Genomic DNA, 12,835 nt, shown 5'->3' with positions numbered 1-12,835 from the left:
GCCCTGCACCGGGCTGACCTGGATCACCGCGTCGGGGGCGGTCAGCGGCAGCTCCAGGCCACGTTGCAGGGTGGCCGCATCCACGGTGTCCCAGTAGCTGCGGCTGAGCGCGGCCTGGGGTGCCGGCGCCTCCAGCGCCTGCTCCGGGTCCAGCGCCCAGGCAAAGCGCACCGGGGCGCGTTCAACGGTGGTATCGGGCATCGGCGCGCGTTCCACGCGCGGGGCGACCTGGTCGGTGCCGCGCGCCGCCTGCAGGGGTTGTGCGGCCTGCAGCGGCAGCGCGAACAGCGCCGAGGCCACGGCCATGGCAAGCATCAATCGAGACGTCATGGGGTGCTCCTCAGAGGGTCAGGTCGTTGCGCAGGATCGCGCCCAGGCCGAAGCAGTCGCGCCGGCTCTGGTTGTGGCTGAGCGGTTCGGCGCCCTTGGTACGCGCCTTGTCGGTGAACAGCAGCGTGCCGGCGGCCTTCTGGCTGCTGCATTCGAGGAAGCCGTCGGAACAGCTGTCGAGCCAGTTCTGGGTGAGTTCCAGCCCCACGTTCTGCGCGTAACCGCCGCAGTAGCTGTTGCTGTCCCATACCGCCGACTCCACGTCCGAGCCGACCACCGCGCGGAACGGCTTGGGCAGCGCCGGGCGCCCCGCCGTGCCGTAGAGGTTCTGCGCGTTGTAGGTGGCCATCCAGCCCACCTGCTGCATGCGCACGGCGTCGTTCTGGTAACCCAGCAGCCAGCCCACCGAGGCTTCGAACACGTTGCCGTTGAGCACTGCGTCGGCCAGCGGCGTCCCGGCCGACGAGGGCGCCAGCGCGGTGACCTTGCTGATGGTCTGGATCAGCTTCGGGTAGCGGCTGTCGTAGGTGGGGTTGGACAGGATCCAGCGCACCACGTTGCCGCCGTTGGAATGGGTGATCACCACCAGCCGGGTGATGCCCTTGCTGTTGATGAAGGTGGTCAGCTGGCCGGCCAGGCAACCAGCTGCTTCCGGCTTCCACATGTACTGTTCGAAATCGCAGTTGACCACGGTGTAATTGGCGCTGTTGGGCAGCCCTTGGCGCACCGTGTCGATGATGCCCGGCTGCCAGTACTCGGCGCGGGCATCGGTCTGCTTGCCGGTACCGTGCACGAAGGCCACGCCGACCACGTCGGCCGCCTGTGCGCCGCCACTGGCCAGCATCACTCCCAGGGCCAGACCGATGGCCTTCCCTACTGCATTGCTCTGCATTCTGCGTCTCCGTTCAGGCAGGTAGCGGGGCCACGCTCCGCGCTGCCGGGTGATCCCCTGGGCGTTGGCACTGCTCCGCCATCGACTCGGCCTATCCATATCCGGATGACGGCGGGTAGCGCCGATGCAGAAGCTATGCCGGCTGACGCTTGCAGTCCGTGACCCAGTACCGGGTTCGTGGCATTTGAAACCAATCCCACCGGTGCGCCGCAGTGCGCCATGCCGGGTCTGGCGGCATGACCTGCGGCCGCTGGCAGGCGACCGCGAAGCTGCGATCATGCGGGCGTCACATTCCTGGGATTCACCGATGCACGCTGCCGCTTCCGCCTCCTTCCTGCGCCCCCTGCTGGCCACCGCCGTGCTGGCGGCCCTTGTCGGCTGTACCAGCGTGGCCGCGCCGACGACGCCGGTGGAGGCCTCGGTGGTGACCAAGGCGGTGGGCTACCTGGCGGCCGACGCGGTCCCCGGCAGCCTGGCGCTGGTGCCGGCACCGCCAGCGGCCGGCTCGGCAGGATTCGCGCTGGACGAACAGGTCAGCCGCGAGGCGCGCGCCCTGCGCGACAGCCCTCGCTTCGCGCAGGCGCACCGCGATGCCGAACTCGGGTTCCCGGAGGGCGCGAACCAGTTCGCCTGCGCGATCGGGCTGGACGTGGATGCACGAAAGACCCCGGCGCTGTACCGCCTGCTCGAGCGCAGCCGCATTGATGCCAGCGCCGCCACCCGCGCCGCCAAGCACCACTACCAGCGCCCTCGCCCGTTCATGGTCAACGGCGAGCCGACCTGCACGCCGGAGGATGAGGACGGGCTGCGGAAGAATGGTTCGTTCCCGTCCGGGCACACCTCGATCGGCTGGGCCTGGGCCCTGATCCTGTCGGAGATCGTGCCCGAGCGTGCCGATGCCATCCAGGCGCGCGGCCGCAATTACGGCGAAAGCCGCCTGGTGTGCAACGTGCACTGGCAGAGCGACATCCTCGAAGGCCGCTTCATGGGCGCGGCCGCGGTGGCACGCCTGCACGACAACGCCGAGTTCAACCGCGACCTGCTGGCGGCGCGGAAGGAGATCGCGACGGCGAGAAAGGCGGGGGCGAGTGTCGGCCGTGACTGCGCGGCGGAAGAGACGGTGCTGAAGATCCGACCTGCCAGCGCGTTGTGATGTTGGGTAACCCGGTAATGATGTATCCGGGTCTTATCCCGTTCGCCAGCAATCCGTAGTGCCACGCCATGCGTGGCAACCGCGCAACGCGCGGCTCACGTATCCGAACCCATATCAACGCGGCGTGGGTGGACTTACCGACGCTTACATCCGTCCGAAGACGTCCTTCAGGTGTACAGGACGTCGGAACGGAGTGCCTTTCTGCGTTTCAGGTCATGCGTTACCGGGCGTTGCACCGTTATCGGCGGTCGTTTGGGAACCGACCCTACCGCGCAGGCAACACGTCGAAATGGAATGAAAAACGGCGCGGATTTCTCCGCGCCGTTTCCCTTTCATCCCATCAACCGCATCATCAGAACTTCGCGGTGAACTCCACGCCGAAGGTGCGCGGCTCGTTGAGGAAGCCGGTCAGGTTGTTGAAGTCGATCGCACCCACCACGCGGGTCTGGTTGGTCAGGTTGCGACCGAACACGGCGACGTCGTACTGGCCGTAGTCCCAGTTGTAGCCCAGGCGCAGGCCGCCTTCCAGCGACGAGCGGCTGCGGAACTCCGGCGACTCGTACAGGAAGAAGTTCACCGCGCTGCGGTAGGCCCAGTCGGTGTACACGTACAGCTCGCTGGCATCGGTGACCGGGAAACCGGCACGCAGGGTCAGGTTGTGGATCCACTTCGGTGCCTGCGGCAGCGGATTGCCATTGACCAGCGCGTAGGTGCCGCCGTTGATCACCGTGGTCGGATCGGTGATGGTGCAGCCGCCACCGCAGATCGCCACCGCCAGGTCGCGGTCCTTGATCTCGGTGTCGTTGTAGCTGCTGCCCAGGGTGAGCAGGACGTGGTCGGTGAGGTAAGCCTCGAAGTCCAGCTCGGCGCCCTGGCCGATGGTCTTGTCGGCATTGAGCAGGGTGGCAGTGTTGTTGCTGCCGCCCACCGCGATCAGCTGCTGGCCGTCGACGTTGTAGCGGAAGATGTTGAAGCCCAGGCGCGCGCGACGGTCGAACAGGTCGGCCTTGACGCCCACCTCATACGAAATCACCTTTTCCGAATCGGCCTGCGACACGCCACCGAAGGCCAGGCGGCCCTGGATGGACGGCGCGCGGAAGCCCTTGGCCACGCGGGCGTAGGTGTTGATGTTGTCGGTGATCTGGTAGACACCGCTCAGGTCCCAGCTGACATCGTCGACATCGGTGTTGGCGACGTACGGACCGCTCACCGGCGTGCCGCCCGGAACCGCCTGCAGCACGCTGGCGGTGAAGTCCTTCTCGTCCTGCGTGTAACGCACGCCACCGCGCAGCTTGAACTTGTCGGTCACGTCGAAGTCGCCGGACGCGAAGACCGCCCACGCCTTGTTGCGCTGGCTCTGCACGGCGTGGCCGGTCTGCGGGTTGCCCGGGGTCAGCGAGTCGTAGTTGAAGCTGTCGATGGTGACGTCTTCATCGAAGTAGAACACGCCGGCCTGCCAATCGAAGCGACCCCACTCGTTGGATTCCACGCGGAATTCCTGGGTCCACTGGCGGTGGTGCGGCAGGCCGTCGGCCGATTCGGATGGGAACGGAATGAAGCCCGGGCCGTAGTTGCCCGCGCCCAGGAAGCTGGCGCCGTAGCCGCCGTCGATATCGCCATGGTTGAGCGACTCGGCGGTTTCATAGCCGGTGATCGAGTGCAGGGTCACCCGGCCGAGGTTCCACTGCAGGCGCGCGCTGCTGCCCCAGGTTTCCAGCTCGGAGAAGTTCACGCCGTCGTTGGAGACCTTGTCGCGGTCGAAGTTTTCCACCAGCGCATTGCTGCCCGGCTGGATGATGTTGGCGCGGAACAGGCGCGCGGTGCCGTTGAGCTTGCGCTTGTGCAGGTTGAGCAGCGCTTCGAAATCGTCGCCTTCGTACAGGAACTGCACGCGGCCGGCGAACTCGTCATAGCCCTCGAAGCCTTCGGCCGGTGCATTGGCGCGGGTGTTGTCGACGTAGTTGTCGCGGCGCTGGTACAGGCCCGACACACGTGCGGACCAGCGGTCGGTCAGAGGACCCCCGTAGGCGGCCTGGGTGTTCCAGGTGTCGTAGGTGCCATAGGACACCTTCACGTAGCCATCGGCGTCCTGCGAGGGACGGGCCGAATCGAACTTGACCACGCCGGCCGGGGTATTGCGCCCGAACAGGGTGCCCTGCGGGCCGCGCAGCACTTCCACGCCGGCCAGGTCGAACAGCGGGAAGCCCTTCAGCAGCGGGCTTTCCTGCACCACGTCGTCATACACCAGCGACACCGGCTGCGAGGCATTGAGATCGAAGTCGGTATTGCCCAGGCCGCGGATGTAGAAGCGCGGGAAGGCACGACCGTAGGACGATTCGATGTTCAGGCTGGGCACGCGCGCCGACAGGAAGCGGATGTCGTCGCCGGCCGAACCGAGCACGTCGAGCTTTTCGCCCTGGATGGCCGAGATCGACACCGGCACGTCCTTGGCGTTTTCGACACGGCGCTGGGCGGTGACCTGCAGGGTGTCGAGTGCGACCGGATCCTTGGTGGCGGGAGCGTCCTGGGCTGCGGCCGTCAATGGCAGCAGGGCGGCAAGAGCGACAACGAGGGGGTGCACGGACGGAAGACGGCCGTGGGCAGTGCGGTTCGGGAACATGGCGATTAGGCTGTGTTGGGAGGGGTGGTGGACCGGCGCTACCAGACAATTGTTGCAGTACAACAACAGCGTCGCAAATACGGATCCTTCATTACCAAGATCCGCGCCCCGAGATGTGAAGGCATGGCCCCGGGAATCGCGTCGTGGATCTCGCCCGATATGGCACGATGAACATCTTCAGCCAAAGCCTGCTGGCGCCACGCGGATGGTCCAATGCTGTCAGGGGACATCAGAGAGAAACCCATGGACGATGACGCCGTGTCCGTAAGCGGGTGGCGGGTCTGGATGACGGTGATGGCCTGGGTTCTTTGTCTCCCGGGCTTGCTTTACCACGTGGTGGTCTTTGGGTCGGTCGCGCTGGTGGGTCTGCTTTCGGGCGAATGGCTGGCTCCCTTGGACCTGCCGGAACTGGGGATGATGCTGCTCATCCTGCTCAGCACGTTGTCCTGGCTCGCCCTGGCCTGGATGAGCCTCGCGTGGATCCAGGACCGACCGGTGCACTGGGCATGGCCGTTGGGAGGCACCGCGGTGACACTACCGATACTGGTGGGAACCCACTTCATTGCGGCGCTGTTTGTCCTGCCCGGCGTTCTTCTGGCGCTCTACCTGTGTGTCTGGCACCTCCGCCAGGCGCGGCGACCGACGGGCAACCCTGCATGACCACGCAGTGCGCACGGCCGGCCATGGGCCGGTACTACCGGTATGCTATCGCCCATTCACATTTCGCCACGCCCATGACCGCCTTCCGCCGCACCCGTCTTACGCTGTCCGTTGCCCTGCTCGGCCTGCTGGCTGGCTGCGGCGGTGAAGCCGTTCGCCCGACCCCGCCGCCGGTGGCCACCACGGTGGTGCCGGCCAAGCCGGTGAAGATCGGCATCGCCCTGGGCGGCGGTGCGGCCAAGGGCTTCGCGCATATCGGCGTGATCAAGATGCTGGAAGCCAATGGCTTCGAACCGGTCGTGGTGTCCGGCACCAGCGCCGGCAGCGTGGTCGGCGCGCTGTACGCCAGCGGCATGGATGCCTTCCAGATGCAGACCAAGGCCGTGGCGCTGGATGAAACCAGCATCCGCGACGTGCGCCTCTTCTCCGGCGGGTTGGTGCAGGGCCAGAAGCTGCAGGACTACGTCAACGCGCAGGTCAACAACCGCCCGGCGGAGAAGCTCAAGAAGCCGTTCGCCGCCGTGGCCACCAACCTCGATACCGGCGACCGCGCCGTGTTCGTGCGCGGCAACGTGGGCCAGGCCGTGCGCGCGTCCAGCAGCATCCCGGGCGTGTTCGAGCCGGTGAAGATCGGCAGCAACCTGTTCGTGGATGGCGGCGTGGTCAGCCCGGTGCCGGTGGACGCCGCGCGCCAGCTGGGCGCGGATTTCGTCATCGCCGTGGATATCTCCAGCAAGGCCAGCGGCAAGTCGCCGACCGGCATGCTGGGCATCGTCAACCAGTCGATCTCGATCATGGGCCAGCGCCTGGGCGAGCAAGAACTGGCGCGCGCCGACATCATCATCCGGCCCAAGGTGCTGGACATCGGCGCAGCCGATTTCAGCCAGCGCGGTTACGCGATCCTGGAGGGCGAGAAGGCCGCGATGGCGGCAATGCCGCAGATCCGGGCGAAGATCCAGCAGATGCAGAAGGCGCGTGCGGCCGCAGTGGCGCCGCCGCCGGCCAAGCCGAAGTGCGAAGCACCTTCGCGCGTGGGCAAGCTGATGGGCCGCAAGGAAAAGTGCGAGGGGTAAACCGCGTCATCTCTGGACGCCGCCCGCGGTAGAGCCGACTGTCAGTCGGCTGCTCTCCGCACGGGCGGCGGAATCTGCGCGGTAGAGCCGACTGTTAGTCGGCTGCTCTTCGCACGGGCAGCGGAGTCTGCGCGGTAGAGCCGACTGTTAGTCGGCTGCTCTTCGCACGGGCAGCGGAGTCTGCGCGAAGGGCAGCCGACTGACAGTCGGCCCTACCGTTGGAATGACGCGTGGCGTCATTCCAGCTGCGACAACGGCAGCGCCCTGAAGTCCTTCACCGTGCGCAGCACGAAGCTGGAATTCACATCCGCCACTCCGGCCGCATTGAGCAGCTTGTCCAGCAGGAAGCTGGAGAAATGCTCCAGGTCACGCACGTAGATATGCAGCAGGTAATCCATGTCGCCGGTCAGCGCATGGCAGGCCACCACTTCATCCCACTCCACCACGTTGTCGGCGAACACACCGATGGCGTGCTGGTCGTGCTTCTCCAGCTGTACGCGCACGAACGCCTGCAGGCCCAGGCCAATGCGGCGCGGTTCCAGCCGCGCGCCGTAGCCGGCGATCACCCCTTCGCTCTCCAGCCGCTGCACCCGGCGCAGGCAGGCCGACGGGGACAGGTTCACCCGCGCCGCCAACTCAGCGTTGGTGGCGCGCCCGTGCTGCTGGATTTCCGCCAACAGACGCAGGTCCGTGCGGTCGAACGGGGCATCTCCGGACATTGCTGCTCCGCAACATTGAATGGACGCAATGATATTGCGCCAAGACGGCATATCCACGCAACTTTGCAATCCTCTTGCGCGCGCCCTGCTCTACCCTTTATGGATGACCTCCCAGGAGCCTGCCTCGATGGAAACCGCCACCGCCCCCCGCCGCGTCGAACACCAGCAGACCGACAAGGGCTACGTGCCGGTCTACACCACCGCCGTGGTGGAGCAGCCGTGGGACAGCTACACCGCTGACGATCACGCCACCTGGAGCACCCTGTATCAGCGCCAGCGCGAGCTGCTGGACGGCCGCGCCAGCAGGGAGTTCCTGCAGGCGCAGGACGAGATGGGCATGAACGCGCATATGATTCCGCGCTTCGACCAGCTCAACGAAGTGCTGGGCGCCGCCACCGGCTGGACCTTGGTGGGCGTGGAAGGCCTGCTGCCGGAACTGGATTTCTTCGACCACCTGGCCAACCGCCGCTTCCCGGTGACCTGGTGGATCCGCCGTCCGGACCAGATCGACTACATCGCCGAACCGGACATGTTCCACGACCTGTTCGGGCACGTGCCGCTGCTGATGAACCCGGTGTTCGCCGATTACATGGCCGCCTACGGCCGCGGCGGCGTGAAAGCGCACGCGATTGGCCCTGAAGCGCTGCAGCACCTCACCCGCCTGTACTGGTACACGGTGGAATTCGGCCTGATCAACACGCCCGAAGGGCTGCGCATCTACGGCGCGGGGATCGTGTCGTCGAAGGGGGAATCGCTGTACTCGCTGGAATCGGCCGCGCCGAACCGGATCGGGTTCGACCTGGAGCGGATCATGCGCACGAAGTACCGCATCGATACGTTCCAGAAGACCTACTTCGTCATCGACAGCTACGAGCAGCTGATGGAAGCGACCGCGCCGGACTTCACCCCGATCTACGCCGCGCTGGAAGCGCAGGATCACCTGCCTGCCGGTGACGTGCAGGAGGGTGACCGGGTGTTCCAGAAGGGCACCGGCGAAGGCTGGGCGGAAGGCGGCGACGTGTGAGGTAGAAGCGTCACGACCAACGGTCGTGACCTACCGCGGGGCGCGGCGGCGGTAGCGCACGACCGTTGGTCGTGCGGCAGCATGATCGCCGGGGAGCCGTCAGCAGCGAAACGGCCGGGCCCTGCCCAGCTGCGCCTTCAGCGCGGATACGCCAGCAGCACGACCAGGTCCTGCTCCCCGCGCTGCTGCAGCGCGTGCAGGCTGCCCACCCGGGTCAGCAGCGCGTCGCCGGCCGCCACGTCGTACTGCTTCCCATCCAGCACGTAGCTGCCCTGCCCGCTGACGATGTAATAGATCTCGTCCTTGTGCTGCGGGTGCAGGCCGATGCCCGCGCCCTTGTGCAGCACCCGCTTGCGCAGCACGAACGGCAGGTCCTTGTCGTCGGCGAAGAACGGATACGCCGTGGTCGGGCCGGCACCGCCATGCGGACCGGGCTGGGTGATGGCGATATCGCGTTCGTGCACCACCCGCGACGGCTTGGCCGGATCAGCGCCCTGCCCTGCGGATCGGCTCACGTCGCAATCGATATCCCGCTTCAACGCGGGCTTGAGGTCCGGCTTCAGCGCCACCCAGTCGCGCATCACCAGGCAGGCCACGGCAGTGGCGCCGGCCAGGCTGAAGTGGGTGCCATCGGCCTTGTTCTGTTCGGGCACGAACAGGAAGTACGGCTTGGCGCCCTGCTCGCCCAGCGCGCGGATCCAGCGCGTGGAGCTGGCATTGAGGTCGATCAGCGCCACCTGCTCGCGCTCGGCCAGCTGCTTTACGGTCTGGGTGTACAACCCATGCGTGTCGAGCAGCGAACCGAAGTCGTACAGCAACCGCGCCACCGGAGTGATGAGCACCGGCGTGGCGCGCTTGTCGCGGGCCAGCTGCACGTAGCGCATCAGGTATTGCGGGTAGGCAGTGACCGGATCGTTGTAACGGGTGGGATCTTCGAACTTGGCGTCGTTGTGGCCGAACTGGATCAGCAGCACATCGCCAGGCTGGATCTCGGCCGCGATCGCATCGAGGCGTTTTTCCTCGATGAAGCTGCGCGCGCTGCGGCCACCCTTGGCGTGGTTGCGGACCTCCCACGACGCTGGGTCGAGGTAGCTCTGCAACGCCTGTCCCCAACCGGCCTGCGGGGCACGTTCCGGGCCATATTCGGCGGCAGTGGAATCACCGGCGATGAAAACCCGCTGCGGCGCCGCGTGTGTGGTGACCGCCGCGAACAAAAAAAGCATCGGGAGCAGGAAGCGGTGCATGTTCGGGCTCCAGGAGGGCCGGCCAACGGCCGGCGCTACCGTCAGGACGTTTGGCGGGGGTACCGACCAACGGTCGGTACCTACCGGTCTTGCGCCGCAGGTTCGCGGCCGACGATCTGATCCCGGTAGGTATCGACCGTTGGTCGATACAGCTAAATCACCGTGCCAGCCAACCCCCATCCACGGGAATCACCGAACCATTGACGTAATCCGAAGCGCTGGACGCCAGGAACACCGCCGTACCGGCCAGGTCCTCCGGGGTGCCCCAACGACCCGCCGGAATGCGGTCGAGGATGGACTTGTTGCGGTCCTGGTCGGCGCGCAGTGCGGCGGTGTTGTCGGTCGCCATGTAGCCGGGGGCGATCGCGTTGACGTTGATGCCCTTGTTGGCCCACTCGTTGGCGAGCAGGCGCGTGATGCCGGCGATGCCGCTCTTGCTGGCGGTATACGACGGCACCCGGATCCCGCCCTGGAAGGACAGCATCGAGGCGATGTTGATGATCTTGCCGCGGCCCTGCGCGATGAAGTGACGCCCGGCAGCCTGCGAGATGAAGAATGCGGACTTGATGTTGACGTTCATCACGTCGTCCCAGTCCTGCTCGCTGAAGTCCACTGCATCGGCGCGACGGATCAGGCCGGCGTTGTTGACCAGGATATCCAGGCCACCCAGGCCTTCGACGGTTTCGCGGATGACGCGCTCGACCGGTTCGATGCTGATCAGGTTCGCTTCCACTGCCAGGCAGCGGCGACCCAGCGCGGTGATCCTGGCGATGGTCTCGGTGGGCGGCGCGATGCCGGCCACGGCGACGTCGGCGCCGGCCGCTGCCAGCGCCACGGCGATGCCCTGCCCCAGGCCGGTATTGCCACCGGTGACGAGGGCGATCTTGCCTTCCAGACTGAACGGATTAGCCATTGCGGTTACGGTCCTTATCCAATGCGGGACGCGCGCCGCCAGCCCGTGGCCGGCGGCGCGGTGTAGGTCACTTGAGCTGGCAGATGTCCAGCACGTGCATGTCGGTGTAATCCAGGTTCTCGCCGCCCATCGCCCAGATGAAGGCGTAGTTGCTGGTGCCGGCACCCATGTGGATCGACCAAGGCGGCGACACCACCGCTTCGTTGTTCTGGATCACGATGTGGCGCTGCGCGTCCGGCTCGCCCATGAAGTGGTACACGCGGTCGTTCTGGCCCAGGTCGAAGTAGAAATACACCTCGCTGCGACGGTCGTGCAGGTGCGGCGGCATGGTGTTCCACACGCTGCCCGGCTTGAGCACGGTGAGGCCCAGCAGCAGCTGCGAGGACTGGCAGGTGGCCGGCACGATGTACTGGTAGATGGTGCGCTCGTTGCTGGTTTCCAGCGCGCCGCGCTCCAGTGCCACCGCGTCCTTGATCGACAGCTGCTTGGTCTCGAAGCGCGCGTGCGCCGGGGTCGAGGCCAGGTAGAACTGCGCCGGGTTGGCCGCGTCGTCGGAGGCGAACACCACGTCTTCGCTGCCCATGGCCACGTACAGGCCGTCCTTCGGGCCCAGCGTGAACACGGTGCCGTCGACGGTGACGGTGCCGCTGCCGGCGCCGACATTGATGATGCCGAGCTCGCGGCGTTCCAGGAACGCATGGCCGGCGGCCGACGCCGGTTCGGTCTGCTTCGGCAGGGCCACCGGGCCCTTCACCGGCGCCGCACCGCCGAGCACGAAGCGCTCGTAGTGGGTGTACTTCAGGGTCACCGTGTCGGCATTGAACAGGCCGTCGAGCAGGTAAAGCTCGCGCAGGTCGTCGTTGCTGGCGCCCTTGATGGCGTCGGGATGCGTGGCGTAGTGGGTCTTGCAGTACATGGCGTCTCCAGAGCAGGGGTGGGCCGCAGGGGCGGCCCCGGCGCGATTTCCGTCCATTCTAGCCGGAGGTGGAAACCGGTGTCATTTTGCATCGCGGCAGGGTTGGGGCGTCACGACCAACGGTCGTGACCTACCGGGTGGGGAACCACATCGTGGTACGGACGGGTGGGCTGTCTTGCCGGTAGGTCACGACCGTTGGTCGTGACCCGCACGGTCCCGTCAGTCCTCCGGCGGCTGGCACGAATCGCGGACGATCAGGTGCGGGCGCACACTGGCCATCTGCAGGGCGGCCTGGCCTTCGGGCTGGATCAGCATGGCCGCGGCGGTGCGCCCGGTGTCGCGGGTATGTCGGCGCACCGAGGTCAGCGACGGCCACAGGCGCGAGGCCAGCGGGCTGTCGTCGTAGCCGATGATGGACAGCTGGCGCGGAATGCTGATGCCCGTGCGCAGTGCCACCTTGTAGATACCGGCAGCCATTTCGTCGTTACCGGTGAAGATGGCGGTCGGGCGCTGCTTGCCCAGCAGCAGCTTCTCGGCCGCCGCCACGCCGGATTCGAAGGTGTAGCCGGCCTCGATGATGCGGCCCGGCGGCAGTTCGATGCCGCGTTGCGCCAGCGCGGCGAGGAAACCGGCGGTGCGGTCGTGCGCCGAGCGGTAGGCACTGGGGCCGGTCACCAGCGCGATATCGCGGTGGCCCAGCGACAGCAGGTAGTCGGCCGCTTCGGCAGCGCCGTCGCGGTCGTGGGTGACCACCATCTGCGAGGTTTCATCCAGCGCCGCCGAGGCGATGCGGGTGAAGCGGCAGCCGATCTCATCCAGCATGTCCACCAGCGCCTGGTCTTCCGATGCGCGTGGTACCAGGATCACCGCGTGCAGCTTCTGCTGCTGCACGAAGCGGCGCACGCCTTCGATGTAGCCGGGGCTGCGCGAATCGCAGGGATGCACCACCAGTTCGAAACTGGAACCGCGCAGCGCATCCAGCGCGCCGTACTGCATGTCCACGATGTACTGCGCGGTGGGGTTGTCGTAGACCATGCCGATCAGGAACGAGCGCCGGAAGGCCAGGCCGCGAGCCAGCGGGTCGGGCGTATAGCCGACCTCGCGCATCAGCGTTTCCACCTTCTCGCGGGTGTCCTTGCGCACCAGGGGCGAGTTGTTGATGATCCGCGAAACCGTTTTCTTGGACACCCCCGACAGCCGCGCGATGTCGTTGATCGTGGCGGCCTTGCCCTTGGTCAACCCGTTCGTTGCCGGGTCGGTCTTGCTGCGCAGTGACATGTGTTCAAACCGA

General features: G+C 66.5%; 12 protein-coding genes. 4 read left to right on the top strand and 8 right to left on the bottom strand.

Going from position 1 to position 12,835, the window contains the following annotated elements; genetic code table 11:
• Both RWO33_RS01610 and RWO33_RS01605 read right to left on the bottom strand, forming a co-directional pair.
• Positions 1–330: DUF4785 domain-containing protein (locus tag RWO33_RS01610; RefSeq protein WP_343229896.1), on the bottom strand; the 330-nt coding region annotated here is incomplete at its 3' end.
• Positions 331–340: 10 nt separating this feature from the next.
• On the bottom strand, positions 341–1,222 hold the full coding sequence (locus RWO33_RS01605; RefSeq protein ID WP_314101361.1) for a hypothetical protein: 882 nt from the start codon (positions 1,220–1,222) through the stop codon (positions 341–343).
• 307 nt (positions 1,223–1,529) lie between these two features.
• On the opposite strand from RWO33_RS01605, the gene RWO33_RS01600 reads away from it, so the two are divergent.
• The gene (locus RWO33_RS01600; RefSeq protein WP_314101359.1) at positions 1,530–2,375 is read left to right on the top strand and encodes a phosphatase PAP2 family protein; all 846 of its coding nucleotides are present in this window, start codon (positions 1,530–1,532) and stop codon (positions 2,373–2,375) included.
• 352 nt (positions 2,376–2,727) lie between these two features.
• On the opposite strand, the gene RWO33_RS01595 is transcribed toward RWO33_RS01600, so the two are convergent.
• A complete protein-coding gene (locus tag RWO33_RS01595) occupies positions 2,728–4,995 on the bottom strand; it encodes a TonB-dependent receptor (protein ID WP_314101357.1) in 2,268 nt (755 codons plus the stop codon).
• A 243-nt stretch (positions 4,996–5,238) separates the two neighbouring features.
• On the opposite strand from RWO33_RS01595, the gene RWO33_RS01590 reads away from it, so the two are divergent.
• On the top strand, positions 5,239–5,655 hold the full coding sequence (locus RWO33_RS01590) for a hypothetical protein (RefSeq protein ID WP_314101354.1): 417 nt from the start codon (positions 5,239–5,241) through the stop codon (positions 5,653–5,655).
• Between the two features lie 74 nt (positions 5,656–5,729).
• The gene (locus tag RWO33_RS01585; protein ID WP_314101352.1) at positions 5,730–6,728 is read left to right on the top strand and encodes a patatin-like phospholipase family protein; all 999 of its coding nucleotides are present in this window, start codon (positions 5,730–5,732) and stop codon (positions 6,726–6,728) included.
• Positions 6,729–6,964: 236 nt separating this feature from the next.
• Here the strand turns inward: RWO33_RS01585 and RWO33_RS01580 are convergent, their stop codons facing one another.
• The gene (locus RWO33_RS01580) at positions 6,965–7,447 is read right to left on the bottom strand and encodes an Lrp/AsnC family transcriptional regulator (protein ID WP_145480567.1); all 483 of its coding nucleotides are present in this window, start codon (positions 7,445–7,447) and stop codon (positions 6,965–6,967) included.
• Between the two features lie 127 nt (positions 7,448–7,574).
• Here RWO33_RS01580 and phhA point away from each other — a divergent pair, with 127 nt between their 5' ends.
• Positions 7,575–8,471, top strand: coding sequence for a phenylalanine 4-monooxygenase (gene phhA, locus RWO33_RS01575; RefSeq protein WP_314101350.1), 897 nt, complete (start codon positions 7,575–7,577; stop codon positions 8,469–8,471).
• A 137-nt stretch (positions 8,472–8,608) separates the two neighbouring features.
• Here phhA and RWO33_RS01570 read toward each other — a convergent pair whose 3' ends face one another.
• The 4 genes from RWO33_RS01570 to RWO33_RS01555 form a co-directional block, all read right to left on the bottom strand.
• Positions 8,609–9,715, bottom strand: a complete 1,107-nt coding sequence (locus RWO33_RS01570) for a GDSL-type esterase/lipase family protein (protein WP_314101348.1) — start codon at positions 9,713–9,715, stop codon at positions 8,609–8,611.
• A 157-nt stretch (positions 9,716–9,872) separates the two neighbouring features.
• Entirely contained in the window at positions 9,873–10,628 is a 756-nt protein-coding gene (gene kduD, locus RWO33_RS01565; RefSeq protein WP_314101345.1) for a 2-dehydro-3-deoxy-D-gluconate 5-dehydrogenase KduD, read from the bottom strand.
• Positions 10,629–10,695: 67 nt separating this feature from the next.
• Complete coding sequence (kduI, locus tag RWO33_RS01560; RefSeq protein ID WP_314101344.1) at positions 10,696–11,544, bottom strand: 5-dehydro-4-deoxy-D-glucuronate isomerase; 849 nt, start codon at positions 11,542–11,544, stop codon at positions 10,696–10,698.
• 219 nt (positions 11,545–11,763) lie between these two features.
• On the bottom strand, positions 11,764–12,822 hold the full coding sequence (locus tag RWO33_RS01555) for a LacI family DNA-binding transcriptional regulator (RefSeq protein WP_145480558.1): 1,059 nt from the start codon (positions 12,820–12,822) through the stop codon (positions 11,764–11,766).
• Positions 12,823–12,835 lie beyond the last annotated feature (13 nt).

The organism is uncultured Stenotrophomonas sp., assembly GCF_963519925.1.
Classification (GTDB): Bacteria; Pseudomonadota; Gammaproteobacteria; order Xanthomonadales; family Xanthomonadaceae; genus Stenotrophomonas; species Stenotrophomonas maltophilia_AE.
This window is presented reverse-complemented; position numbering and strand designations above follow the sequence as displayed.

Coding starts and splice junctions, on each gene's coding strand:
- RWO33_RS01605 (WP_314101361.1), bottom strand. CDS start 1,222: ATGCAGAGCAATGCAGTAGGGAAGGCCATCGGTCTGGCCCTGGGAGTG.
- RWO33_RS01600 (WP_314101359.1), top strand. CDS start 1,530: ATGCACGCTGCCGCTTCCGCCTCCTTCCTGCGCCCCCTGCTGGCCACC.
- RWO33_RS01595 (WP_314101357.1), bottom strand. CDS start 4,995: ATGTTCCCGAACCGCACTGCCCACGGCCGTCTTCCGTCCGTGCACCCC.
- RWO33_RS01590 (WP_314101354.1), top strand. CDS start 5,239: ATGGACGATGACGCCGTGTCCGTAAGCGGGTGGCGGGTCTGGATGACG.
- RWO33_RS01585 (WP_314101352.1), top strand. CDS start 5,730: ATGACCGCCTTCCGCCGCACCCGTCTTACGCTGTCCGTTGCCCTGCTC.
- RWO33_RS01580 (WP_145480567.1), bottom strand. CDS start 7,447: ATGTCCGGAGATGCCCCGTTCGACCGCACGGACCTGCGTCTGTTGGCG.
- phhA (WP_314101350.1), top strand. CDS start 7,575: ATGGAAACCGCCACCGCCCCCCGCCGCGTCGAACACCAGCAGACCGAC.
- RWO33_RS01570 (WP_314101348.1), bottom strand. CDS start 9,715: ATGCACCGCTTCCTGCTCCCGATGCTTTTTTTGTTCGCGGCGGTCACC.
- kduD (WP_314101345.1), bottom strand. CDS start 10,628: ATGGCTAATCCGTTCAGTCTGGAAGGCAAGATCGCCCTCGTCACCGGT.
- kduI (WP_314101344.1), bottom strand. CDS start 11,544: ATGTACTGCAAGACCCACTACGCCACGCATCCCGACGCCATCAAGGGC.
- RWO33_RS01555 (WP_145480558.1), bottom strand. CDS start 12,822: ATGTCACTGCGCAGCAAGACCGACCCGGCAACGAACGGGTTGACCAAG.